The organism is Lysobacter sp. A286, assembly GCF_054052105.1.
The window spans coordinates 1,623,444-1,647,022 of the sequence record NZ_JBSVRJ010000001.1 but is presented as its reverse complement, the minus strand read 5'-3'; the positions used below and the strand labels follow the sequence as shown (position 1 = coordinate 1,647,022).

Below are 23,579 nucleotides of genomic sequence, written 5' to 3'. Positions count from 1 at the left end.
ATGATGACAACCGAGCGACGCGTGTCAAGCGCCACGTAGTGCATTTTTCGTTAACGAAACGTTGGCGTTTGGGTGCCGTTGGGGAAAAGAGTCAGAGCAGTTCGATCGCGATCGCTGTCGCCTCGCCGCCGCCGATGCACAGCGACGCGACACCTCGGGTGCCTCCGCGCGAGCGAAGTGCATTGATGAGCGTCACCACCAGACGTGCGCCACTGGCGCCGATCGGGTGTCCCAACGCCACCGCGCCGCCATGCACGTTGACCTTCTCGTGCGGGATCCCCAGGTCCTTGATTGGCGCCATCGCGACGCAGGAAAACGCCTCGTTGATCTCGAACAGGTCGACGTCCTCGACCTTCCAGCCCGCCTTTTCCAGCACGTTGCCGATCGCCGTAACCGGCGCGGTGGTGAACCACTCCGGCGCCTGGGAATGGGTCGCGTGGGCGACGATCCGTGCCAGCGGCTTCAGGCCGCGTGCGCTGGCGTCCTCGGCCGACATCAACACGGTGGCGGCAGCACCATCAGAAATTTTCGACGATGACGCCGCTGTCAACACGCCTTCCTTGCCGAAGGCAGGACGCAAGCCCGGGATCCTGCTGACGTCGATCTTGCCCGGCTCTTCGTCGGTGTCGACCACGGTCTCGCCCTTGCGGGTCTTGACGGTGACCGGGACGATTTCGTCCTTGAACTTGCCCTCGGCCTGGGCAGCCTTGGCGCGGTTCACGCTCTCGGTGGAGAACGCGTCCAGCGCGGCGCGATCGAACTGGTACTTGTCGCATGCCATGTCGCCGAACACGCCCATTGCCTTGCCGTCGTACGGGTTGGTCAGCCCATCGTGGGCCATGTGGTCGAGGAACTCGGCGCTGCCGTAGCGCACGCCCGTGCGGCTACCGTTCAACAGGTGCGGGGCATTGGTCATCGACTCCATGCCGCCGGCAACCACGACCTTCGCCGAGCCGGCCTTGATCAGGTCGTGTCCAAACATGATCGCTTTCATGCCCGAACCACACACCTTGTTAATGGTGGTGCAGCCGGCGGAGGCGGGCAGGCCAGCATTCAGCGAGGCTTGCCGTGCAGGCGCCTGGCCCAGCCCAGCGGGCAGTACGCAGCCCATGATGACCTCGTCGACCTGGTCGGCCGCGAGGCTGGCATGCTCGAGGGCGCCGGTGATTGCGGCAGAGCCCAGCGCCGGTGACGGCACGCCGGTGAACTGGCCGAGGAAGGAACCGATGGCGGTGCGCTTGGCACCAACGATGACGACGTCGCTCATGGGGGGACTCCGGTAAATGGGGGCTTGAGCTGCCCGAACCTCTCCGATTATGGCGCCGCATGCTGCATTGCGGCAAACCGCGGGTCGCAGCTGCCGTTGCGGGGGGCGCAGTGCCCGCCATTGTGGCCTGTGTCGCGATCGGCTAGAAAGGGTGGGGTTGATCAGCCGTTATGAACCAGCCGTTGTGACGCACCCGGGCGACACCGGGACCAGCCGGGGGAAGAGACAGAATGAAGTCAAAGGATAGTGGAAGCTGGCAAGCAATGGTGGGCGGCGCATGCCTGCTCGCGTTGACGGCGTGTGGCGGTGGCGGTGGTTCGTCCAACATCCGCCCGCAGCCGACGCCGCCTCCCACCGCGCCGGATCCGGAGCCAGAGCCAGGTCCGCAGCCCGACTTCGATTCCCATCTGGTATTGACCAACGCAGTCGCGGCCCACGATGCCGGTTTCACTGGCGAAGGCGTGATCATCGGCCTGCTTGACAGTGGCATCCGCCGCGACCACCCGACCCTGGTCGGCCGGGTCGATCCCGGGTTTGTGTACCTGGATGCTTATCAGAACGATCTCGACACTGACGACGTTCTGGGTCACGGCACCACCGTGGCGCAACTGGCTGGTGGCACCGCGTTTGGCGAATGGCCCGGCGGTATTGCCCCCGGAGCGACGTTTGTCTCCGCCCGGATCATTGCTGACGACCCGCCCGAGGACGACGGGTCCGGCCAGGGCAACCGGGTCACCGACGGCTCCTGGCTGGGGTTTGTCCACGAAGACCTGATGAGCGCCGGCGTACAGATCTCCAACAACTCCTGGGGCGGCCTGTACTGGGATGGCGATAATGTGACCAGGACCTTCATCGATGCGATGACGCCATTCGTGGTGGACTGGGGCGGGTTGGTGGTGTTTGCCACCGGCAACGAATCCGGGGCCAACCCGACGGATACCGCCTCGTTGCCCAGCCAAGGCGCCGGCGCGGCGGTCCTGGAGCAGGGCTGGCTCGCCGTGGCCGCGCTGGACACGCTTTCGCCGACGCAACTGGCCTCCTATTCCAATGCCTGTGGCATCGCGATGGACTACTGCCTGGTGGCACCGGGCGACGTGGTATTCACCGGTCTGGACGACACCGCGGGCAATCCGACGTATTGGGTCGGCGGCGGGACATCCTTCGCCGCGCCGCAGGTATCGGGTGCAGCGGCGCTGGTGTGGGAGGCATTCCCCTATTTCGACAACGACCTGGTGCGGCAGACCTTGCTGGGCACGGCGACCGACATTGGGGCTGCCGGCGTGGACGAGGTGTTCGGGCATGGCCTGCTGGATGCAGGCAAGGCAGTGCAGGGGCCGGCCAAGCTGGACTGGGGCCAGGTCACGGCCGCATTCGATGGCGGCATGTCGGTCTGGTCCAACCCGATTTCGGGCGCCGGCGGCATCACCAAAAGCGGCACCGGCCACCTCGACCTGACCGGTGAAAACAGCTACACCGGCGAGACCGTCGTGGAGGCAGGCACGCTGTCCACGCTGCACGCCTTGCCTGGCGACGCCACGGTGCGGACTGACGGGCTGTTGCTGCTGGACGAAGTCGGGGTGCATGGGACGCTGCGCAATGAAGGCGCGACCGCGATCTATGGAGCCGACCCGACCGGGGCCGTACATGTGATCGACGGCGACTTTGCCCAGACCGCCACCGGCAGGCTTGCGCTGGAGGTCGGTTCCCAGTTGCAGGTGCAGGGGCGCGCCGACATCGACGGCGAGGTGCTGGTCACCGGGGTCACCGACGGCTATGTGTACTCCGCACGCGAGACCTTCCTTGAGGCCGCGCAAGGCGTGAACGGGACGTTCGACGTGCTCTCGGCCGCCAGCGGCGTGTTCCTGGACGCCACCCTGGGCTACGACACCAACAGCGCCTGGCTGGACATTGACCGACTGGATGTCAGCGCGGTCGCACAGTCGATGGGCCTGACTGCGGCTTCCGTCGGATCGGCGTTGCGGATCGAGACTGCCTTCCAGATCATCGATGGCAACGGAGCAGGAACATTGCCGGTCGGCGGCCCCGTTGGCGCCAGCGAAGCGAGTGGGTTCATCCACGGTGCCGCGGCACTCCAGCGCACCCAAACCGCCGCCGCCGCCGAGCGTTCGCTGGCCAGCCTGTCGGGCGAGATGCACGGCGCGGATACCTCGTTCGCGATGATGGCGATGGAAGACAGCCGCCACGCGCTGGAATCGCGACTGGATGCACTGGGCCGCGGTGCCGGCAACGGCGCCTGGGCCGACCGCCTTGGCGGCGAGCGTTCGATCCACTCGCATACCCGGGTCGATGCCAATGGCTGGCTGATCGGTCAGGATCAGCGGCTTGGCCCTCACTGGACGGTCGGCGTCGCGTTCGGCCAGACCGATGGCTACGCCAATCACGACCTGCGCCGGGACCGTGAGCACAACCGTCAGTTCGAAGGCCAGCTCTACACCGCTTGGAGCACCGGCGGAAACTACGTGCTCGGACGCTTCGCCATTGGACAAATGGACCGGAGGATGCAGCGCGAAATCACCCTGGGGGCGGATCGCTTCGGCGTCGGTGCTGACTACGACAACCGCTACACCAGCTTCGGCCTGCAGGCCGGGCATCGCTTTGACTTCGCTGGCGGCACGCTGACCCCGTATATCGGCACCGAAACCATGCAACTGGAGCGCGGTGGCTTCAGCGAGAACGGGGCCGCGGGCTTTGGGCTGAGCACCACCGGGTCCAGCCTCGAGGCGACTCGCGCACTGGTTGGAGCCCGGGTGCAACAGCAGTTGCGGGTGGGATCATCCTTGATGACGGTGAGCAGCCGCCTGGAGTGGCAGCGCCTGCTGTCGCAGACCGGCAACCTGATTGATGCGCGCTTTACCGGGATCGATGCCTGGGCGCCGATCAGTGGCACCGGGCTGGCTCGGGAAGCGGCCGTATTCGGTGTCGGCGTGCGCGCTGACCTGCCGCTCGGCCAACTCGGCTTCGACCTGGATGCCCGTCATGAGCTCGGCAGGACCTGGACCGGCGCGTCTGCCAACTGGTCGGTCGGGTTCTGACCCGGTCGACGCTTTAAACAACAACGCCGCGGACATCCGCGGCGTTGTTGTTTCTGCGTGGCATGGCTTGCTGGTCAGTGCTGCTCGTTGAACAACTCGCGCCCGATCAGCATCCGCCGGATCTCGTTGGTGCCCGCACCGATGGCGTACAACTTCGCGTCACGCAGGAAGCGGCCGGTGGGGTAGTCGTTGATGTAGCCATTGCCGCCAAGGGTCTGGATGGCTTCCAAGCCGACCTGCACGGCGGCCTCGCTGGCATGCAGCAGGCACGAGGCGGCATCCACCCGGCTGCGGTGCCCGGCGTCGTAGTCGCGTGCCACCTGGTAGGCAAACGCGCGACTGGATTGCAGTGAGGTGTACATGTCGGCGATCTTGGCCTGCATGATTCCGAAGGTACCAATGGCGACGTCAAACTGCTTGCGCTCGCGCACATAGGGCAGGGCGATATCGAGTGCCGCCTGCATCAGTCCCAGCGGTCCGCCGGTCAATACCAACCGCTCGGTATTCAGACCGCTCATCAAGACCTTGACGCCCTGGTTGACCTCGCCCAGAACGTTGGCAGCCGGGATTTCGCAGTCGCGGAAGACCAGCTCGCAGGTGTTGGACCCGCGCATCCCCAGCTTGTCGAGCTTCTGGGCGGTGCTGAACCCCGGCATGCCCTTCTCGACGATGAAGGCGGTCATGCACTTGCTGCCCGCTTCCTTGCCCGCGGTGCGCATGTAGACCACCAGTACGTCGGCTTCGGGACCGTTGGTGATCCACATCTTGTTGCCGTTCGCAATCCAGACGTCGCCCTTCAGTTCGGCGCGGCACGACATCGAGCCGACCACGTCCGAGCCCGCGCCCGGTTCGCTCATCGCCAGTGCGCCCTTCCATTCGCCGGTGCATAGCTTGGGCAGATACTTGCCACGCTGCTCGTCGCTGCCGTTGGCGTAGAGGTTGTTCACGCACAGGTTGGAATGGGCGCCGTATGACAACCCGACCGAACCGGATGCGCGCGATATCTCTTCCATCGCGACCAGGTGCGCCAGGTAACCCATGCCGCTGCCGCCGTACTCCGGGTCGACGGTCAGGCCCAGTAACCCCATCTCGCCCAGTTTTGGCCACAGGTCCTGCGGGAATACATTGTCCTCGTCGATCTTCGCCGCGCGCGGCGCGATCTCGACCTCGGCAAAACGGCGCACGGCATCGCGCAGTGCATCAATCTCGTCGCCCAGTGGAAAAGGTCGCATTGGAGCTCCATAGGTTTTGTCTTGAAAGCACGACGGGGCACTCGGCCCCGTCGTGTTTGTCGCGTACTACAGCCGGTAATCAGCTGCCGCGAACGCGGCCCTTGAAGCGCGGGGTTCCGCGACCCATTGGCAACTTCAGCTTGCCGACGGCGGCGATGCGCTCCTCGGCCAGGCGGTCGGCGGCCTTGTAGGTCGGGATGCCGTCGCGCTCGGAGATCTCGAAGATCCGGCCGAGGTTGTGGTAAATGGTGCGCATCATGCGCATCGCGCGCTCACGGTTGTAGCCGTCGATCTCCAGCGAGACGTTCATCACGCCGCCGGCATTGACCGCGTAATCCGGGGCGTACAGGATGCCGCGCTTCTGCACGTCATCGCCAATCGCATCGGTGGCCAACTGGTTGTTGGCCGAACCGCAGATGACCTTCGCCTTCAAACGCGGCACGGTCTCCTCGTTCACGGTGCCGCCCAGCGCGCACGGCGCGTACACATCGGCCGCCACGTCGTAGATCTCGTCCAGGCCCACGGCTTCGGCGCCGTACTCGGACACGGCCTTGTCGACCAGGCCCTGGTTGATGTCGGTCACGAAGATCTTCGCGCCGCGCTCCTTGAGCAGCTTGACGTATTCCATGCCGACGTGACCCAGGCCCTGTACGGCGTAGCTGTACTTGCCCACTTCCTCGTCGCCAAAACGCTTGTTCAGCGATGCCATCAGGCCCTGCAGGGTGCCGTAGGCGGTGAACGGCGACGGATCGCCCGAGCCACCGTGGACCTGATGCACGCCGGTGACGTACTCGGTCTCGCGGAACACGAACTCCATGTCGTTGACATCGATACCGACGTCCTCGGCGGTGATGTAACGGCCGCCGAGCGACTCGACGAACTGGCCGAACGCGCGGAACAGCACCTCCGACTTGTCGGTGGCCGGATTGCCGATGATGACTGCCTTGCCGCCGCCCAGATTGAGCCCGGCGACCGCGTTCTTGTACGTCATGCCGCGGCTCAGGCGCAGCACGTCGTTCAGCGCTTCGGCCTCGGACTTGTACGGCCACATGCGGGTGCCGCCCAGCGCGGGGCCCAGCGTGGTGTCGTGGATGGCGATAATGGCCTTCAGGCCTGCATCCTTGTTGTGGCAGAACACGACCTGCTCGTGGCCGAAGGTATCGAGGGTTTCGAAAATCATTGCGGACTCCGCACGCTGGTAGCCGTATTGCGTAGCGCAACCGTCCCAGCTTTGGTTGATAAGTTGTTGAAAATGCTGAAATCTGGGGCGTGGGAGGTCGTCGAGACACCCGCCGCAGCCGCATCAGTCTAATGGAATCGGCGGTTTGTCGCGTGCAATGCAGCGGCACGGGGCCGATAGCAGCGGCGGGCTTCATTGGCGCGCCGGCGCTACAATCGGGGGTCAACGATTCTCCGATGGAAAGTGCATGAGTACGTCCGCCGCCAGCCTGCCCGAAGCCCGCCCCGACAACACGCCGCTGCGGTTCGTTACCGCCGCCAGCCTGTTCGATGGCCACGACGCGGCGATCAACATCATGCGCCGGCTGATCCAGTCCCAGGGCGCGGAGGTTGTCCATCTGGGCCATAACCGCTCGGTGGAGGACGTCGTCCGCGCCGCGTTGCAGGAGGACGCCGACGCCATCGCGCTGTCGTCCTACCAGGGCGGGCACGTCGAGTACCTGAAATACATGGTCGACATGCTCAAGGAGCGCGGCGCCGGCCATATCAAGATCTTCGCCGGCGGTGGCGGCACCATCACCCCGGAGGAGATCCGCGAGCTGCAGGCCTACGGCGTGGAGCGCATCTACCACCCCAACGACGGCATGAAGATGGGTCTGGTGGAGATGATCGAAGACGTAGTCCGCCGCACCCACGACGCCCGCGACGCAGTACGCCACGCCTCAACCGACCCCGCACCGCGAACCCCAACCGACCCCGCACGGCCGGCCTCAACCGACCCCGTAGGGCGGGTTTCAACCCGCCAAGACGCCACCCCCCACCCCCACCCCACCGACGCCACCGCCCCCTCCATCACCGACGAAATCGCAATCGGCAGAATGCTAAGCGCCATCGAAGAAGGCGAGTTCGACGAGACCGAGCTAAACCACCTCCGCAAACAATGGCAACTAGCCGGCAGCCGAACCCCGGTCATCGGCATCACCGGCACCGGCGGCGCGGGCAAGTCCTCGGTCACCGACGAACTGCTGAACCGCTTCCTCGCGCACTTCCCCGACATGCGCCTGGCGGTGATCTCCGTCGACCCGACCCGTCGCCGCACCGGTGGCGCGCTGCTGGGCGACCGCATCCGCATGAACTCGCTGCGCTCCAAGCGCGTCTATATGCGCTCGATGGCGACCCGCCGCCAGCACGCGGCGACCAACATCGTGCTCAAGGACAGCATCGGCTTCCTGAAGGGGCTCGGCTACGACCTGGTGATCGTGGAGACCGCCGGCATCGGCCAGAGCGACTCGGAGATCGTCGACCTGGTCGACTTCCCGATGTACGTCATGACCAGCGACTTCGGTGCCGCCAGCCAACTGGAGAAGATCGACATGCTCGACTTCGCCGAACTGGTGGTGCTGAACAAGTACGACAAGCGCGGCGCCGAAGATGCCTTGCGCGACATCCGCAAGCAGTGGAAGCGCAACCGCGTCGCCTTCCAGACCAAGGACGAGGACGTCCCGGTTTACCCGACCATTGCCAGCCAGTTCAACGACCCCGGCATCAGCTGGATGTTCGCCAACCTGTGCCGCCTGATGCGAGAGAAGCTGCACCTGGGCGAGGACGCCGGCCACGCCGCGCCAGCCCATTGCGACTTCCTCCCCGAGCTCGACACCACGCTGAAAGAGCCGCGCGCCACCGTCCTGATCCCCGGCGCACGCATCCGTTACCTGGCCGAAATCGCCGAGCAGGGCCGGGCGATCAACAGCACCATCGACACCCAGTCCGAGACCGCCGACCGCGCCCAGAGCTATTGGCAAAGCCTGCACGACCTCGAGGACCCCGCGCTCCCCAAGCAACTCGACCTCTACCAAGCCGACGACCTCGTAGGGCGGGTTTCAACCCGCCACGACGACGATGACGGGAAGGGCGGGGCAGACGATGCGGGCGCGAATGACGGAACGGCGGACCGCACCCTGCTCACCCTGCGCCAGCGCTACAACGACGCTATCCACTCGCTCTCGGCCGACTCCCGCAAACTACTGCGCCACTGGCCCGAGCGGCTCAAATCGATCACCGACGAGATCACCGAGTACGAAGTCCGTGGCAAGAAGATCCGGGTCGAGAACTACCGCGAGTCGCTCAGCCACCAGCTGATCCCCAAGATCGCCGCCCCCACCTACAAGTCCTGGGGCGAGCTGCTGACCTTCCTGCAGAAGGAAAACCTGCCCGGCCATTACCCCTACACCGGCGGCGTCTACCCGTACCGCCGCACCGGCGAGGACCCGATCCGCATGTTCGCCGGCGAGGGCACGCCGGAGCGCACCAACCGCCGCTTCCATTACCTGTCGGTCGGCCAGCCGGCCGCGCGCCTGTCCACCGCGTTCGACTCGGTCACCCTGTACGGCGAGGACCCCGCCCCGCGCCCCGACATCTTCGGCAAGATCGGCAACTCCGGCGTCAACATCGCCTCGTTGGACGACATGAAGAAGCTGTACTCCGGCTTCGACCTGTGCGCGCCGACCACCAGCGTGTCGATGACCATCAACGGCCCCGCGCCGATGATCCTGGCGATGTTCATGAACTGCGCCATCGACCAGCAGATCGAGAAATACCTGCGCGAGGACGACGCGCGCTGGAACGACGCGAAGGCCAAAATCGACGCACTGTTCGAAGGCAAACGCCGCCCCGAGTACAGCGGCGAGCTGCCGGAAACCAACGGCGGCCTCGGCCTCGGCCTGCTAGGCGTCACCGGCGACCAGGTGGTCGACGCGGACACCTACGAGCGCATCAGGACCTACACCCTCAAGACCGTGCGCGGCACCGTGCAGGCCGACATCCTCAAGGAGGACCAGGCCCAGAACACCTGCATCTTCAGCACCGAGTTCGCGCTGCGGATGATGGGCGACATCCAGCAGTACTTCGTCGACAACGGCGTGCGCAACTTCTACTCGGTGTCGATCTCCGGTTACCACATCGCCGAGGCCGGGGCGAACCCGATCAGCCAGCTCGCCTTCACGCTGAGCAACGGCTTCACCATCGTCGAGTACTACCTCGCGCGCGGCATGAAGATCGACGACTTCGCGCCCAACCTGTCGTTCTTCTTCAGCAACGGCATGGACCCCGAGTACACCGTCATCGGCCGCGTCGCCCGCCGCATCTGGGCCCGCGCCATGCGCGAGCGCTACGGCGCGTCCAGCCGCAGCCAGATGATGAAGTACCACATCCAGACCAGCGGCCGGTCCCTGCACGCGCAGGAGATCCAGTTCAACGACATCCGCACCACCCTGCAGGCGATGTACGCGCTGTTCGACAACTGCAACTCCCTGCACACCAACGCCTACGACGAGGCCATCACCACGCCGACCGAAGAGTCTGTGCGCCGCGCCGTCGCCATCCAGATGATCATCAACAAGGAGCTGGGGCTGAACTTCAACGAGAACCCCTGGCAGGGCAGCTTCATCGTCGACAAGCTCACCGACATCGTCGAGGAAGCCGTCTACAAGGAGTTCGAGGCCATCAGCGAGCGTGGCGGCGTGCTCGGTGCCATGGACACCATGTACCAGCGTGGCAAGATCCAGGAAGAGTCGATGTACTACGAACACAAGAAGCACGACGGCAGCCTGCCGCTGGTCGGCGTCAACACCTTCCTGCCGAAGGAGCACGCCGGCGAAGTGACCACCGAGATCGAACTGATCCGCTCGACCCCGGAAGAGAAAGGCCAGCAGATCGACAACGTCGCCAACTTCCAGCAGCTCCGCAACGCCCTAACCCCAGCCGCCCCCGCTCCTGTAGGTGGGGCTTCAGCCCCTCCCGACGAACCCACCCCAGGCCTCGCCTACCTCCAAAAAACCGCCCGCGACCGCCAGAACGTCTTCGCCGCGTTGATGCAGGCGGTAAAGACCCACAGCCTCGGCCAGATCAGCCACGCCCTCTACGAAGTCGGCGGCGAATACCGCCGGAACATGTAAGTCGATGGGCCGGCTGGTCGACCAGATCAAGGAGGAGATCTCGTCGCACAAACCGGCTTTCCGACCCACTGAGCGCGAGCCCAAAACGCTGCTCGTGCGCGAGGGCGGCCTGCCGGATGCGCCGTCCGGTGTGCGTGATTCGTTCGAAGCGCGGGTTGAACTGATGGAAGTGGTGGAAGCGCGTCGTTGATATGCGACGGCCCGCGCTTTCTTTGGCGCCGGAGCGTCAGTTAGCTGGTAGGGTCGTGAATGTGCTGCGATCGCAGTCTTTGCGACACCGATACGGAATGGTGCGTTGGCGGGACTGCCACATAGGGCGCCACCACATTGCAAAGGGAGGAGTTATCGCGATGGTAGAAACACAGGGGAGCGATCAAGCTCACGCCAATCCAGAGACATATGTGCCACTCACGGCATTGAAACATGCCATCGTCCATTCGATGGTGGTGCAAGGCTCGAAAGCCAGCGTCGACGCACGCGAGGACGAACTACCGAAAACGGCGCTCGCACAACGTCTGGTCGACACCCTCTATTCGGTGTATCGCAGTCGCCACGCGAAGTCGCACGGCAAGTTCAACGGCGATGAGGAAAAGGCGCCCTCGCAGAAGCATGCGAAGGCTTACCTGCTCGACCAAGAGGGCGATTTCTGCGCTTTCACGAAACGTATGGCCGAATTACTTTGCGACAAGGTGCAGGGAAAGGCGGCGACGAGCGGTCATGTGTTCTTCGCCCATATCGAAGGAGATGGCCGGGAGTTCTTGCTGATCGCAATCGTCACCGACGAAGTGGACATTGCCCTCAGCCGACAGAAAGATCTGCGAGAGTCCGAGCACCTAGACCTCAAAGGCTTCCGCTTCGCGGGTCGCATCGATGTCACGGGGTGGCGCGAGCAATCGGATCGCTACGTGAGCTTTCTCAAGGGCACGAAGGATGTATCGAACTACTTCATGGCCTTCCTCGGTTGCGATACGGCCATACCTAATCTCGCGGACACGCAGCACCTGACCAATGCAATTCGTGGTTTTGCCAGCACCGCGACGATCAATGGCGCACCGCTAAGCGAAGAAGAACGCGACCAATTTTTCTGGCGCGTGGACGCGCACTGCCGGAAGATGGCAGACAACTCGGAGCCGCTAGACACCGAAGCGTTTTGTAACGAACTCTGGCCGAAGGAGCCGGCGGCACTGCAGCGTGCCATCGTGGAGTCGGACTATCCATTCAGCGACGGGTTTGTCGTGAACAAACGCGGCCTGCAGGGATTAGTGCACTTTCGTGGCAAGGGCGATCACTGGGAACTAAAATTCGATCGTGAAGCACTGTCAAAAGGCAATGTTCATTACAACGCGGAGGACCAGACTATTACTCTGCGCGGCGTTCCTGTCGATTTGATTGCTCGCCTCAAACACGAAGATGAAGACCGGGAAGAGTAATTGAGCAAGCTTTTCGACAAGCTCGTGTCGCTGTACCGCATGGTCAATCCGGACCATGACGCGGTTGCCGACGTGTACATTGGCGATGCTCCAACACTTGCGTTGTTGAGCAATCTGCTCCAGCGGGATCCCGATGATACTGGCCTTGCGGTCTTATCAGGTGACCCGAGCGATTTGGCGCAGGGTCAAACCATTCGTTTGCAGTTCAACGCACCGCGACGCGGCGTGGGCTTGCTCTTGCACGATGTCGCACAGCTAGTGGAAGCGGGTCAATTGCGCGAGCCGTCTCGCTATTTCCTGCTCAACCCGCTTCGCGCAAAAGACGATCCCGAGCCGCCGGAAATCATCGGTCGTTACCGTGCGGCGCTGGAGTTCATCGACTTGTTGAAGAGGGCCGCCGCCTATTTGGACGAGTCACAAGGTGAGCTGGTGTTCGTCCAGAATGGTCGCTTCATTGTGCCGATTCGTTATACGGTTGCCGATCTCGCCGATAGGTTGCCGAGCGTCATCGATAGGCTTGCTGCGTTGTTCAATGAAGATATGCACCGCGATCAGAAGTTTGCCATGCTTGCCAGCGCCGTACAGGAGGCGGCAGGTCGAGTGGAGCCGCAAGCGCGCTTCACCGAGCTGTTGAGTCATCTGGACGATGTGACTCGTACAGTGACTGAGAGCTATCGATTATTTTGCTCAAATTTCTCTTATGAAAAGGTCAAGAATGACATCCAAGATGCGCATATCGAGTTCACCACGAAGATCCACAAGACCTTCTCGGATATTCAGAGTCAGCTGCTAGCTATCCCGGTTGCGACTGTGATCGTGACTACTCAAATGAAGCGTGCCGAAGGGCTAAATAGCCAGTTCTGGATCAACACAGGGGTTTTGCTTGGTAGCGCGATCTTCGTCGTGCTTTTCTGGCTGCTGGTGATCAATCAGCGGCACACGCTTGCCGTACTTGAGGAGGAGATTGGCCGGCGTGAAGCGGCGATCGCCAAAGACCATGAGCGCATCATGGATTTGTTCGAAACGACCTTTCGTTATCTTCGCAATAGGATTACATCGCAGAAGCGAATTATCGCCATCGTGCAGGCTATCGTGGTGCTTGGCTTCGTTGCGACTGTCGTGGTGTATGTCTATCTGCTCTATCTGCCTGTCAGCTAACTGGGTAACTATCTTGAAACCTCGGGTAAAGCGGAGGGTAGAACCTACACTTGTTAGCTCGACGCTAATTTCTCATGGTGATCCGTAATGATGCTGAGCAGCCTTGGTTTAGATGATAACCCGGCTATGACAGAATCGGTCTCGATAATGGTTGGGCCGAACGGATCTGGAAAAAGTTTGTTCCTCCGCAATCTAGCGGAATATCACCGCAATGATCGAAGCGTTGTGATCGTGTGTAATACGCCTCACGATCGATTTGTTGGTTTGCGAGGAATACGGCGCATATCAGTCGGGAGGATCGGAGGCTCCCCGAGGGTTATCGTCAAGAAGGCAGTGGCCCGGTCGCTTGCAGGCTCCGGTGCTGAGTTTCATCAGATGAGCTCTATTCTCGAGTATTGCGGCTATCGGGCGCGTTTCGGTTTCCGCATCGATCCAGGGCTGTTTTATGGTAAGAACCCTAGGGAAATTTGGTCGCAACTGACGAGTCCGTTCGTCGAGGAAATCGACGGGGTCGCGCATAATCTGTCATCCGTAAACGCGCCGGATGGTCCACAGGTTGCCGATTTTGATCTGGCCTTGGCGTTCTTCCAGCGGCACGATCCGTTGGAGCCCATATGGATTGATGCTTCCGAAAAGATCCTTGACTTCAGTCGTTCGCGAGAATTTGCCTCTGTTCTGAGGCTCGAATCCAAGTTGCGCGCGTGGAACGTTCTGCGCGGCATACGCGTTTATCTGCAACCGCGTACAGACAGCGATGCTATCGAAATGCAGCACGCGAGTTCGGGACAGTTGGCACTGATCTCCTCGCTTCTGTTCCTGATAACTAGTGTGGGTGCGGACCCGATCGTTATCATTGATGAACCAGAAAACAGCCTACATCCGAAGTGGCAGCGGGAATACGTCGACAAAGTCTTGACGGCTTTGAGCTATCGCAATCCAACGGTTATTGTGGCCACCCATGCCCCCTTAGTGGTGACGGGCGCACTTGCGAATAGGTCGGACCATGTGTCGGTGTTCGTGGTGAGGGATGGCATTCCTCAGCGCCTACCTATCGATAGCACCGACAGCTCGCTGGGCAGCATTGAGGAGGTGCTTTGGCGTGCCTTCGATGTCGTGACGCCGGCGAACCACTTCGTCAGCGAGCAGATCGTCGATGAGGTTTCCCGTTTCGAGAAGGGCGAGGTTCCGAAGGAAGTGGTGCTGGCGCTTATCGCAAAGATGGAAAGAGAAAGCTTCGATCAACGTCAGCAGAGCTTTTTTGCTGCAGTCAGAAAGCTTCTCGACAAGGTCGAGGCGCAGCGGGATGGAAAAATCAGCGATGGTCGATAAGTATTTACCAACGCTTGACGCTTTCACCCTAACTGACGATGAGCAGGAGCTACTCACGTCTGCTCTAGCCACCGACGATCCGTGGGGATGGAATCCGGGTAGGGCACAATCTAAGTTGCTTGCCAGGGTCAAGGCGAAGATCCGCGATCATCACCTCCAGCGTCATGGCAACAAATGTTGCTACTGTCGCGTCAATCTTCATGGAGGTGGCCCCTTTATGACCGATAGGGAGCATGTCCTCCCCAAATCGATCCCGGCTTACAGGTCCTTGTCCTACACAATGTGGAACTTGGGTATTGCCTGCAAGCGGTGCAACATGGAGTACAAGAAAGGTAGAACCGATTTCGTCGTAGTCCCTGATGACGCCACGCTTTTCGCGGAGAGCGCGAACTATCGCTTTATCCATCCGAACTTCGATCTGTTTCGTGACCATATGTCGCGCTTGGCGCAAGAGGTGGACGAAGCGGTGCTCGTCAAGTACACGGCCGTACCGGGAAGTTCAAAAGGGGCGTACACGTACGACTACTTCAATCTGCGCGGGCTGGAGGTTAATAGCTTCGATCAGGCGCAGGGATTGGACTCGCCAGATGACTTTGGCGAGGCTGTTCTAGAGGTTAGATCTCTAGCTGAAGAGTTTGGGCAATAAAAATGGGGTCAGGTTCACTTGCTCCGATATTAAAAACGGGTCAGGTTCACTTATTCCGTAGTTCTTTCAGTTTTTTTTCGAAGTCGGTGAGGGGCTCGAGAATTGCTAACCCGCGTCGTAGGGAAAGTGAACTTGGCCCCGTTATCACTGCAGCAGTCACTGGCTCGTTAGTTGCGCAGCCTAATCGTCCTGGCGTTCGCTCCACACGTCTCTAATCTGTGATGAAAGGACTTCCATCTTCACCTTGGGCGTGGTTCCAGACAGCGTTCCGGCAGCCACCATGGCGTCTCTGATTTCCTTCAGCTTTTCCAGTTTGATGTTGATCAGAGTTTTGTATTTGTCTGAATGAGATGTTCCCTGCTTCTCAGACGCTGTCCTGAATGTTTCTCTCTGATCTTCTACGTTCTTAAGCGCTTGGTCGTAATCTTCTTGCGTGAAATTATTTTGGTCGGACACGCCGTTACTCCTGTTGAAGGATGAAATAAAAAAACGGGGTGAGGTTCACTTCTCGATCTGGCCGCGTTCGGCGGGAAAGTGAAGCTGACCCCGTTCTGCCGTTCCGCGCGTACTTGCTTCATTGAATTATTCCGACTGGTCAATTCCCAACTTCTGGGTATCGCAGTGCGATTGCTTGGGCGACTAGTGTTCGACTTGTGGCATCCAACGCTTCTTGCCCACCGAGCATAAATTCCGCGCCGCGGCCCATCGGTGTAAACACGCGAACGTCGAAATGTCGTGCCGGATCCGTCCGCTCGATCCACCAGCCGGGCAGGGCGACGGTGGGAATCACGGGAACCTCCCGGCCTAATGATTCGCGGAGATAGCGTGCGAGCCATTGAGCTTGACGGCGCGCTTGGATGATCGGGGCATCGTCCTTCCAGTCCGGGAAGCGCAAGGATTGACCGTCGTATGTGACTTTGTAGTGGGAGTCGTCGGCGGAGCCACGCGGCTTGCGGAAGGACTTTGTCTCCACGGCATAGACGGCGCGTGGGGCGATGACGATGTGGTCGATGTTAAAGCCATCGCAAGGCAGGTCATGAGCCACGATGCAGTTGGGACCGATGAGGCGATTTAGCAGCTGGCCGGTCATCTGCTCGGCTACCAAACCGTCGCGAGCCTTGGTCCTAGCATCCCAGTGGCGGGCAAAGCTGCGCATTCCATAGGCGAACACTCCCAAGGCACTAATCACGAAGATAAGTTCGGCGATTCCGAACCGAACTGTTTCCCATTTCACACGGCTGATCGCCCAGGCGAACAGCATCATGGGGAAGGAGAGATACATGACCAGGCCGGCAAGCAGCAGATTGTCACCGTGATCGTTCACGCGGGCGATCAGTTGCTGGCCCGGGAGGTTCGCCAGCTTTCGACCATGCAGAGGCGAGCGTCGGGCCTCTCGTCGACGCCACACCTTGAGTCCGGCGACGCCGATGATCATCAGCACCACCGATACTGCGAAGGCGCCGAGCAGCAGGAGGTTGCCCATCATCGAATGGCCTCCTTGCGCATGGTCTCAACGATGACCTGGGTTTCCACGCTCGCGCGTGTGGCGCGCATCAGCAGGTCGATGACCTTCTCCTTGTGTTCGGAAAATCGGTAGGTGTTGAACTTCTCGCGGATGATGGCATCGTGAGGAGTCTTTTCCTTGTGCTGGTCCAGTACCGGAAAAACGGGGTCAGGTTCACTTCTCGATCTGGCCGAGGCGAAATTAACGCAGCTCAGTCTAATGACCTCTTCAGTGTGTTCTCCAAGGGGTCAGATCATCCTGCGGAAAGGGCGGGTTCTCAGGCGATCTTTTGAGCAAAGACAGAGCGATGGTGAGCCAAAAATCGCGACTGCTCGGGACAAAAGGATCTTACTTGTCGCCTCGGGTCGATCGACCAGCGTTCCAGTACATCTTCAGGAAGTGAAAGATGCACATGCATTTGGCCGTTGTCCTCGAACGTAAGTAAATGATCGTCGAACAATGCGTCGACGTGCGGCGACAGCAGCACGCCGTTGTAGCCGCTAATCCGCTCGGCGTTGCTTGAGTCCTTCCAACCCTTGATGTGGCTGGCGATTAACACCCGCTTATCGCTGACGCCGGTCACGCGGCAGGTCTGATCCAGCAGGATGACGCGCTTCCGGAACAGGCCTTGACCAACGCGGGCCTTGGCCAACTGGATACGCTGGGTCACCGGGACGTTTGGGTCGTCCTCGATGCGGTGCAGGTCTGCCAGTATTTCGGCGTCGGGCTCGGGTTCGTGGACGAAGCTGGCCGTCGAAAGTGGCAGCTCATCGGCTTGCGTCAGCGCCATTATGAGGTGACCGAGTGAGTCGGAGATGCCGGCGAGATAGCAACCCTGATTGCCGTGACCGTTCTGTTGGATCGGCGAGTAGCGGCTAGGGAGCAAAGGGCCAATTGCGTCGATATGGTCGCCCGGTTTGAGTGCCTTCGGCACCTCGACGAACTCCACCTCAACCAGCCAACCTTCATCCGACCAGTAGTCCCCGACGCTCCCGAACTCCAGCGGTTTGGGAGAGGGCGTCGCAGCTGCGGTGACCCGGCCGACCGCTCCGATGTACCCGTGCGCGAAGGAGAAGACGATGTCTCCGACCTTCACATGCCGCATGTTTTCGTAGGTCTGGTTGAAAGCCCCGTTCGCGTTTCGGTAAGGCGACCAGATGTAGCCACCGCCCACCTCGTGCTCGCGGGTCTGCTTGTGATTAACCCACCAGAAACTCATCGACGTCCCCTTCAACGATCTGGCCAGGGTATTACAAGTGACTGCACTAGTTCGTCTGTGTAACCATTCCCCCGCTCCGATCGCCCCGTACCCGCGATCACCCACACGCCACACGGACCGCGGCGGAGCAAGGACGCATCCGGCACTCGCCGGATTCACACATGGATCGACAAGGAGATCACCGTGTCCCAGAACTACATTTCACTCGACCTCACCGACGACCAGGTCACCACCGCCCGCGCCGGGCTGGACCAGTTGGCCACCGCGCTGACCGGGCTGGTGGCGATTCCGGATTCGGAGCGCCGCAACATCATCTACATGGGCCCGCGCTCGGAGGTGTTCGTCCGGCAGACGCTGCGGGTGATGACGGCCAATCCGCAGATCGTGCCGCCGAGCCTGGACCTGGCCGGGGCGTCGGCGGACCTCGCCACGCTCGACCGCCTGCGCCCGCTGCTGGAGGACCTGCAGAAGCTGGTCGCGCGCATGTCCGACACCGTCGACCTGCTCGGCAGCGATGCGATGGACGTCGCGCTGGACGGCTACGCGCAGCTCAAGCTGTCCGGCGGCGACCACGGTCTGGACGACCTGCGCCGGCAGCTCGGCACGCGCTTCAAGCGTGGCAGCCGTAGCGAGGCCGTCGAGCCGGTGCCGGTGCCCGAAATGACGCCCGCCTGAGGTCGTAGGCAAACGCGTCAATGAAAAGGCCGCCTTCGGGCGGCTTTTTCGTATCTGGTGCCGATCATGCGGTCATCTCCGGCGAAAATGAGGTCTCGAACCTCGTCAACTAGGTTCGAGACCGCATCCCCGACGTTGCAGACCTCGTCACCGAGGTTCAGGACCCCGTCTTTCACGTCCGCGACCGCAGCGGCGAGGTTCCAGACTCGAGGCGCGACGTCCGCGACCTCGTTGACGAGGTTCCAGACCGCATCCATGCGGTGCTGAGGCAGGCCGACGCGCTTCCGGACGTCGTTGTCGATCTGGTCGCGGATGTGCGGCCCGACCCGATTCCTCACAATCCGTACCGGACCAGGCATTGGGCGGCGCTGCGCTGGGGCTGGCGGAACTGCCGTTGCCCGTCTTCGTGGCGCCCTAAATGCGATGATCCAGCGCAGACACCGTTCCCCCTCGAAGGCAAGGTCATGTCCCAACGCATCCTGGTGTTCTACGGTTCCTATCGTTCCGACCGCATGGGCATCCGCCTGGCCGACTATTGCGTGCGCACGCTTCAGGCGCGCGGCATCGACGCCGAGTTGATCGATGCCAGGGCGGTCGGCCTGCCGATGCTGGACCGCATGTACAAGGAGTATCCGGAGGGCCAGGCACCGGAGGCAATGGAAGCGCTGGCCGGCAAGATCCGCGGTGCCGATGGCTTTGTGTTCGTCACCGGCGAGTACAACTGGGGCATGCAGCCGGGCCTGAAGAACCTGGCCGACCACTTCCTGGAGGAGTGGTTCTGGCGTCCCGCCGGTATCGTCAGCTATTCAGCCGGGCGCCTGGGCGGTGCGCGCGCGAATACCGCCTGGCACGGCACCCTGTCGGAAATGGGCATGGTGGTGATCTCCAGCACGGTGGAGGCCGGGCCGATTGCAAAGACCCTGGACGACCAGGGCCAACCTCTGGAAGCGGCCGGCAAGTCGCTCGAACGCAGCTTTGCCCGCTTCGCGGATGATCTGACGTGGTGGGCCGAGGCCGCGCGTTTGCAGAAGGTGCGTCGGGCGCCGCCGTATTGAATTGTGAGGGAAACGGGGGAAACGGGGTCAGGTTGAGGTGGCCCCGTTTGACCAGGATCCGGCGTCATGCTTCATGGCTAGGGCTCAGCGCGAGATCTCGAACACCGCCGATACCCGCTCGGTGAAGTCGATGGTCGGTTGCAGGTAGCGCCCGCTGTCCATGCGTGTTCCGGTGACCTGGATGCGGTCCAGTGTGGTGTTGCCGTAGCCGTGCGCCTGCACCGAGTTCACGCTGTTGATGCTGTACACCGGCCCGAGGTTGCCGCCGAACGCGTTGGCGAGGCCGGTCGCCTTCTCCCTGGCATCGGCGACGGCGCGGGCGCGTGCTTCTTCGCGCAGGCTGGCCTCCTTGCTGGACTTGAAGGTCACGTCCGCGATGTCCGTGAAACCGGCGGCCAGTGCCGCGTCCATGTAGGCCCCGAGTGTGTCGAGGTCGTCGAGCCTGACCTTCACTTCGCGGCTGGCGACGTGGGCTGGAGGCAGCGGCCGGTCGTTGTCGTCGTAATCGATGTCCTCGCGCAGTGCGAGGTCCGAGGCGGTGATGTCGTCGGGGTCCACATCGAATCCCGGTGCGGCTTTCAGCAGCGCCTCCACCGCGCGGTCGACCACGCGCTTGGCCTCGCCGGGGTTTGAGGCACGGTGACGCGCCACCATGGAGATGATCGCCGCGTCCGGCGCCACGCTGACCTCGCCTTCGCCCTGCACGACGACGTGTGGCGCGTCAGGCAGAGGGGTGCCGGCGATGGCGGCGGCGGGAGCCAGCGAGAGGAGTACGGCGGCAAGCATCCATTGGCGCATATGTGGCTCCGTGGGGCAGGTGGTTGTTTGATTGGAGAGAGTGCGGTGCGCTGGCACAGCGCGTCCAGTGTCCGCGCCGCCACGCCGGCCCGGTTAAACTCCCGGGGCGCTTGCCGAGCGCTGTTGAAGATGTCGATACCTCGGCGTAAAGGGGTCGGCTCACCAGAGTGGATCCACATGGAATTCGGAATCGAGGCCATCGCGCTGCTGATGGGCGTTGCCTTCATCGCAGGCGTCATCGACGCGATCGCGGGCGGCGGTGGGCTGCTGACTATCCCGGCGCTGATGGCGGCCGGCGTGCCGCCGATCCAGGCGATCGCCACCAACAAGCTGCAGAGCACCTTCGGCACCGCGAGCGCGGTGCATGCATTCGCGCGCAAGGGGCGCATCGACTTCAAGCGCTTCGCCAAGCCGGCGGTCGGTGCATTTGTCGGGTCGACGCTGGGCGCGTGGACGCTGCAACGCATCGATTCCGCGTTCCTGGCCGGGCTGATCCCGGTGCTGCTGATCCTGATGGTGATCTACTTCACTGTCGCGCCTAAGGCTTCGGAAGAGGACCGCCACAGTCGGTTCGGCACCGGCGCGCTGGTCGGGCTCGCCACGGCGATCGGCTTTTACGACGGCTTCTTCGGCCCGGGCGCGGGGTCGTTCCTGGCCACCGCGTTGGTCGCGCTGTTCGGCATGGGGCTGGTCTCCGCCACCGCGCATACCAAGTTCCTCAACCTGTCCAGCAACATCGCGGCGCTGATCACGCTGACGATCGGTGGCCACGTGCTGTGGGCGATCGGCTTGCTGATGGCGGTGTCGAGCGTGGCCGGCGGGCAGGTCGGTGCGCGCCTGGCGCTGCGCGTCGGCGGCAAGGTGATCCGGCCGCTGCTGGTGGTGATGGCGTTGGCGTTGACGGTCAAGTTGCTGGCGGATCCGGCGAATCCGTTGACGGCGTGGGTGATGGCAAAAACGGGGTCAGGTTAACTTCGCGATTTGGCCGCGTTCAGGCGGCGCCGCTTACGGTCGGGTTTCAGTTCCCCGGGAGCACACCAATGAAGAAGCTGTTGATTGCGAGTGCACTGGCGGCCGTCGCCGTCGCCTTCTCCGGCAACGCTTTTGCCGACGATGACCGTGGCAAGGAGGCGCGAAAGGAGTACCAGGAGGCGCAGCGCGAGCACTTGAAGGACCGCCGCGAGGCCATCCGCGAGTACGAGAAGGACCGCCGGGAGTACGAGAAAGACCGCCGCGAGGACATGCGGGAGGCCGCGAAGGATCGCCGCGAGGACGAGCGTGAGTACTGGAAGGACCGCCAGGAGGCCGAGCGCGAGTGGCGCAAGGATGTCCGCGAGCACCGCCGCTGGGCGCGTGGTGAATACATCCCGCGCGACTACCTGGCCGATCGCTACTACGTGCGGGACTATCGCGACTACGACTTGGCCGTGCCGCCGGACGGGTACAGGTGGGTGCGTCCCTATCAGGGCGATGACACCTACTACCTCGTGCAGATGGCCACGGGCCTGATATCGAGCATCCTGGGCGACTGAGGGGGCAGCCATGAACCACGTGATCCGCGGCATCGCCATGGTGCTGTCCATCAGCGTCCTGCTCCTCGCCGGTTGCGTGAGTCCCGGCGGTTCCGGCAGCTACCCCGGTGGATACGGACAGTCCGACCCGGGCTACCCCGGGCAGTACGGCAGCCAGCTGCAGGGCACCGTGGAGGACGTCGACACACGCTACGGCCGCATCGTGCTGGTCGTCGACGACCCGCGCACCCGGCGCTCAGAGCGCACAGAGGTCCGCTACGACCAGCGCACCCGCCTGTTCTACCAGGGGCGCGAGCACCCGGTGGGGGGCCTGGAGCGGGGCGACGTCATCCGGATCGATGTCGCCTCGTCGGGACGCGAACTCTTGGCGCGCTCGATCGAGGTCGTGCGCAATGTCCGCGATGGCGGGTATGGCGGCGGCTACGGCCAGGATCTGCGCGGCCCGGTCGCCTTTGTCGACCCGCGGGCGCGAGTGATCGCCCTGGACGGCGGCGGCTACGGCAACGCGACGCGAGTGCGCTACGACAGCCGCACCGCGGTCGAGTACCAGGGTCGCCGCTACCGCCCGGAGGACCTTGAGCGCGGGGATCTGGTTCGGATCGAGGCGCGGCGGATCGGCAACAACGAATGGCTGGCTGAGCGCATCGTCGTGGAGCGCTCGGTCCGGCGATGATGGGCGTGTCGCGCAGGCCGAACAGAATGGCGCTGATTTACCGGGTGGGGTCGGTGTCGAGCACCGTCGGCAGCGATGCGATGGACGTGGCGCTGGACGGCTACGCGCAGCTCGGCACGTGCTTCAAGCGATGCCCCCGCAGCGGTGGCTGCCGGGTTAATCTTCCATCCTTCCGAACGCAGAGTTGAAGAAATGAGAGTCACCGTCGTCGGTCTCGTGACGCCGCATCTGCTGCGCGTCGTCGATCTCGCCAATGAAGCCGAGAAGGGCGTCAACGTGGATTGGCATCTGCGCGCTGCCGTGGCCAAGACGATGGGCGAGCTGGCCGACCAGTACAACGCGCCGGCGTTGATGGAGGCGTTTGTCCATGGGCTGGAGACCGCTGGAGGCAACGCCCCGAAAACCCGTGTCGATTACGTGCGCGTCCTGCAGGCCGCGGCTGATGCAGCGCGCGCCCTCAGGCGCGATTGATCCAACCACAGAGAGAACCCCGATGACCCGTACCGCCGCCGCGCTTCCGCTCACCTTTGCGCTTGCCATGGCGCTGGCCACCGCGTCCTGCACCACCACCACGCCCGACGTTGCCGGGCCGGCGGATGGCCCGCTGCGGATCGAAGGCACCATCACCGCCATCGACCTGCAGCCGTGGACCTACGACGGCAACGCCACCGTGCAGGTCGACGCCGACGGGCGCGGCGATGTGAAGGTGCAACTCCCGGCCCGTTGGAGCCTGTGCAAGGCGCCGCCGGTGGACGTGCAATCGCTGGCCGTCGGCATGCGCGTACAGGCGGTGGGTGCCGCAGCGGGCGAGGGCGGGTTGGTGGTGTGTGGTGACGCGGCCCACCGTCTGTCGCCGGTGCAGTAGCGCCCCCGCGC

Annotated in this window: 22 protein-coding genes; 14 read left to right on the top strand and 8 right to left on the bottom strand. The window is 62.8% G+C overall.

All coding sequences use genetic code 11. The features are described 5' to 3' along the window. Window positions 1-91: 91 nt before the first annotated feature. Window positions 92-1,267 (bottom strand): thiolase family protein, encoded by a 1,176-nt coding sequence (locus ACW7G0_RS07610; protein WP_456988781.1) that lies wholly within the window; start codon window positions 1,265-1,267, stop codon window positions 92-94. Window positions 1,268-1,497: 230 nt separating this feature from the next. Between ACW7G0_RS07610 and ACW7G0_RS07605 the strand changes: the two genes are divergently transcribed. Then, window positions 1,498-4,320 carry a S8 family serine peptidase gene (locus tag ACW7G0_RS07605; protein WP_456988779.1) on the top strand — a complete coding sequence of 941 codons (2,823 nt, stop codon included), beginning with the start codon at window positions 1,498-1,500 and terminating at the stop codon, window positions 4,318-4,320. Window positions 4,321-4,394: 74 nt separating this feature from the next. On the opposite strand, the gene ACW7G0_RS07600 is transcribed toward ACW7G0_RS07605, so the two are convergent. Beyond that, a complete protein-coding gene (locus ACW7G0_RS07600) occupies window positions 4,395-5,552 on the bottom strand; it encodes an isovaleryl-CoA dehydrogenase (RefSeq protein ID WP_456961206.1) in 1,158 nt (385 codons plus the stop codon). A 79-nt stretch (window positions 5,553-5,631) separates the two neighbouring features. Next, a complete protein-coding gene (locus tag ACW7G0_RS07595; protein ID WP_456979107.1) occupies window positions 5,632-6,732 on the bottom strand; it encodes a Glu/Leu/Phe/Val dehydrogenase dimerization domain-containing protein in 1,101 nt (366 codons plus the stop codon). Between the two features lie 247 nt (window positions 6,733-6,979). On the opposite strand from ACW7G0_RS07595, the gene ACW7G0_RS07590 reads away from it, so the two are divergent. The 6 genes from ACW7G0_RS07590 (at window position 6,980) to ACW7G0_RS07565 (ending at window position 15,247) form a co-directional block, all read left to right on the top strand. Then, the gene (locus tag ACW7G0_RS07590; protein ID WP_456988777.1) at window positions 6,980-10,684 is read left to right on the top strand and encodes a methylmalonyl-CoA mutase family protein; all 3,705 of its coding nucleotides are present in this window, start codon (window positions 6,980-6,982) and stop codon (window positions 10,682-10,684) included. A 4-nt stretch (window positions 10,685-10,688) separates the two neighbouring features. Further along, window positions 10,689-10,874 carry a hypothetical protein gene (locus tag ACW7G0_RS07585; protein ID WP_456988775.1) on the top strand — a complete coding sequence of 62 codons (186 nt, stop codon included), beginning with the start codon at window positions 10,689-10,691 and terminating at the stop codon, window positions 10,872-10,874. Window positions 10,875-11,034: 160 nt separating this feature from the next. Then, window positions 11,035-12,114: a nucleoid-associated protein gene (locus ACW7G0_RS07580; protein ID WP_456988773.1), complete on the top strand. Its 1,080-nt coding sequence runs from the start codon at window positions 11,035-11,037 to the stop codon at window positions 12,112-12,114. After that, complete coding sequence (locus ACW7G0_RS07575; protein ID WP_456988772.1) at window positions 12,115-13,272, top strand: hypothetical protein; 1,158 nt, start codon at window positions 12,115-12,117, stop codon at window positions 13,270-13,272. A gap of 87 nt (window positions 13,273-13,359) precedes the next feature. After that, entirely contained in the window at window positions 13,360-14,601 is a 1,242-nt protein-coding gene (locus ACW7G0_RS07570) for an AAA family ATPase (protein ID WP_456988770.1), read from the top strand. Beyond that, window positions 14,576-15,247, top strand: coding sequence for an HNH endonuclease (locus ACW7G0_RS07565; RefSeq protein ID WP_456988768.1), 672 nt, complete (start codon window positions 14,576-14,578; stop codon window positions 15,245-15,247). The genes ACW7G0_RS07570 and ACW7G0_RS07565 overlap by 26 nt, the downstream gene beginning before the upstream one ends. 180 nt (window positions 15,248-15,427) lie before the next feature. Here ACW7G0_RS07565 and ACW7G0_RS07560 read toward each other — a convergent pair whose 3' ends face one another. The 3 genes from ACW7G0_RS07560 to ACW7G0_RS07550 all read right to left on the bottom strand — a co-directional run bounded on the left by ACW7G0_RS07560 (window position 15,428) and on the right by ACW7G0_RS07550 (window position 17,970). Further along, window positions 15,428-15,703: a hypothetical protein gene (locus tag ACW7G0_RS07560; RefSeq protein ID WP_456988766.1), complete on the bottom strand. Its 276-nt coding sequence runs from the start codon at window positions 15,701-15,703 to the stop codon at window positions 15,428-15,430. A gap of 139 nt (window positions 15,704-15,842) precedes the next feature. Further along, a complete protein-coding gene (locus ACW7G0_RS07555) occupies window positions 15,843-16,733 on the bottom strand; it encodes a nuclease-related domain-containing protein (protein WP_456988764.1) in 891 nt (296 codons plus the stop codon). Window positions 16,734-17,028: 295 nt separating this feature from the next. Then, the gene (locus ACW7G0_RS07550; protein WP_456988762.1) at window positions 17,029-17,970 is read right to left on the bottom strand and encodes an HNH endonuclease; all 942 of its coding nucleotides are present in this window, start codon (window positions 17,968-17,970) and stop codon (window positions 17,029-17,031) included. A 183-nt stretch (window positions 17,971-18,153) separates the two neighbouring features. On the opposite strand from ACW7G0_RS07550, the gene ACW7G0_RS07545 reads away from it, so the two are divergent. Continuing rightward, on the top strand, window positions 18,154-18,645 hold the full coding sequence (locus ACW7G0_RS07545; RefSeq protein ID WP_456988760.1) for a hypothetical protein: 492 nt from the start codon (window positions 18,154-18,156) through the stop codon (window positions 18,643-18,645). Window positions 18,646-18,662: 17 nt separating this feature from the next. Here the strand turns inward: ACW7G0_RS07545 and ACW7G0_RS07540 are convergent, their stop codons facing one another. Next, on the bottom strand, window positions 18,663-18,983 hold the full coding sequence (locus ACW7G0_RS07540; protein WP_456988758.1) for a hypothetical protein: 321 nt from the start codon (window positions 18,981-18,983) through the stop codon (window positions 18,663-18,665). Between the two features lie 126 nt (window positions 18,984-19,109). Here ACW7G0_RS07540 and ACW7G0_RS07535 point away from each other — a divergent pair, with 126 nt between their 5' ends. Next, complete coding sequence (locus tag ACW7G0_RS07535; protein ID WP_456988756.1) at window positions 19,110-19,700, top strand: NADPH-dependent FMN reductase; 591 nt, start codon at window positions 19,110-19,112, stop codon at window positions 19,698-19,700. Between the two features lie 84 nt (window positions 19,701-19,784). Here the strand turns inward: ACW7G0_RS07535 and ACW7G0_RS07530 are convergent, their stop codons facing one another. Then, the gene (locus tag ACW7G0_RS07530) at window positions 19,785-20,498 is read right to left on the bottom strand and encodes an SIMPL domain-containing protein (RefSeq protein WP_456988754.1); all 714 of its coding nucleotides are present in this window, start codon (window positions 20,496-20,498) and stop codon (window positions 19,785-19,787) included. A gap of 177 nt (window positions 20,499-20,675) precedes the next feature. Between ACW7G0_RS07530 and ACW7G0_RS07525 the strand changes: the two genes are divergently transcribed. From ACW7G0_RS07525 to ACW7G0_RS07505, 5 genes are all read left to right on the top strand, one after another. Beyond that, the gene (locus ACW7G0_RS07525; protein ID WP_456988752.1) at window positions 20,676-21,470 is read left to right on the top strand and encodes a TSUP family transporter; all 795 of its coding nucleotides are present in this window, start codon (window positions 20,676-20,678) and stop codon (window positions 21,468-21,470) included. 68 nt (window positions 21,471-21,538) lie between these two features. After that, window positions 21,539-22,030 (top strand): RcnB family protein, encoded by a 492-nt coding sequence (locus ACW7G0_RS07520; RefSeq protein ID WP_456988750.1) that lies wholly within the window; start codon window positions 21,539-21,541, stop codon window positions 22,028-22,030. Between the two features lie 10 nt (window positions 22,031-22,040). After that, window positions 22,041-22,703: a DUF5666 domain-containing protein gene (locus tag ACW7G0_RS07515; RefSeq protein WP_456988748.1), complete on the top strand. Its 663-nt coding sequence runs from the start codon at window positions 22,041-22,043 to the stop codon at window positions 22,701-22,703. A gap of 192 nt (window positions 22,704-22,895) precedes the next feature. Beyond that, the gene (locus tag ACW7G0_RS07510; protein WP_456988746.1) at window positions 22,896-23,174 is read left to right on the top strand and encodes a hypothetical protein; all 279 of its coding nucleotides are present in this window, start codon (window positions 22,896-22,898) and stop codon (window positions 23,172-23,174) included. 22 nt (window positions 23,175-23,196) lie between these two features. After that, window positions 23,197-23,568, top strand: a complete 372-nt coding sequence (locus ACW7G0_RS07505) for a hypothetical protein (protein ID WP_456988744.1) — start codon at window positions 23,197-23,199, stop codon at window positions 23,566-23,568. Window positions 23,569-23,579 lie beyond the last annotated feature (11 nt).

What these genes read in the sequence shown, in the direction of transcription:
- ACW7G0_RS07515 (WP_456988748.1), top strand. Translation starts at nt 22,041, where the DNA reads ATGAACCACGTGATCCGCGGCATCGCCATGGTGCTGTCCATCAGCGTC.
- ACW7G0_RS07535 (WP_456988756.1), top strand. Translation starts at nt 19,110, where the DNA reads ATGTCCCAACGCATCCTGGTGTTCTACGGTTCCTATCGTTCCGACCGC.
- ACW7G0_RS07570 (WP_456988770.1), top strand. Translation starts at nt 13,360, where the DNA reads ATGATGCTGAGCAGCCTTGGTTTAGATGATAACCCGGCTATGACAGAA.
- ACW7G0_RS07595 (WP_456979107.1), bottom strand. Translation starts at nt 6,732, where the DNA reads ATGATTTTCGAAACCCTCGATACCTTCGGCCACGAGCAGGTCGTGTTC.
- ACW7G0_RS07530 (WP_456988754.1), bottom strand. Translation starts at nt 20,498, where the DNA reads ATGCGCCAATGGATGCTTGCCGCCGTACTCCTCTCGCTGGCTCCCGCC.
- ACW7G0_RS07565 (WP_456988768.1), top strand. Translation starts at nt 14,576, where the DNA reads ATGGAAAAATCAGCGATGGTCGATAAGTATTTACCAACGCTTGACGCT.
- ACW7G0_RS07610 (WP_456988781.1), bottom strand. Translation starts at nt 1,267, where the DNA reads ATGAGCGACGTCGTCATCGTTGGTGCCAAGCGCACCGCCATCGGTTCC.
- ACW7G0_RS07600 (WP_456961206.1), bottom strand. Translation starts at nt 5,552, where the DNA reads ATGCGACCTTTTCCACTGGGCGACGAGATTGATGCACTGCGCGATGCC.
- ACW7G0_RS07510 (WP_456988746.1), top strand. Translation starts at nt 22,896, where the DNA reads ATGAGAGTCACCGTCGTCGGTCTCGTGACGCCGCATCTGCTGCGCGTC.
- ACW7G0_RS07520 (WP_456988750.1), top strand. Translation starts at nt 21,539, where the DNA reads ATGAAGAAGCTGTTGATTGCGAGTGCACTGGCGGCCGTCGCCGTCGCC.
- ACW7G0_RS07605 (WP_456988779.1), top strand. Translation starts at nt 1,498, where the DNA reads ATGAAGTCAAAGGATAGTGGAAGCTGGCAAGCAATGGTGGGCGGCGCA.
- ACW7G0_RS07580 (WP_456988773.1), top strand. Translation starts at nt 11,035, where the DNA reads ATGGTAGAAACACAGGGGAGCGATCAAGCTCACGCCAATCCAGAGACA.
- ACW7G0_RS07505 (WP_456988744.1), top strand. Translation starts at nt 23,197, where the DNA reads ATGACCCGTACCGCCGCCGCGCTTCCGCTCACCTTTGCGCTTGCCATG.
- ACW7G0_RS07585 (WP_456988775.1), top strand. Translation starts at nt 10,689, where the DNA reads ATGGGCCGGCTGGTCGACCAGATCAAGGAGGAGATCTCGTCGCACAAA.
- ACW7G0_RS07550 (WP_456988762.1), bottom strand. Translation starts at nt 17,970, where the DNA reads ATGAGTTTCTGGTGGGTTAATCACAAGCAGACCCGCGAGCACGAGGTG.
- ACW7G0_RS07555 (WP_456988764.1), bottom strand. Translation starts at nt 16,733, where the DNA reads ATGATGGGCAACCTCCTGCTGCTCGGCGCCTTCGCAGTATCGGTGGTG.
- ACW7G0_RS07590 (WP_456988777.1), top strand. Translation starts at nt 6,980, where the DNA reads ATGAGTACGTCCGCCGCCAGCCTGCCCGAAGCCCGCCCCGACAACACG.
- ACW7G0_RS07525 (WP_456988752.1), top strand. Translation starts at nt 20,676, where the DNA reads ATGGAATTCGGAATCGAGGCCATCGCGCTGCTGATGGGCGTTGCCTTC.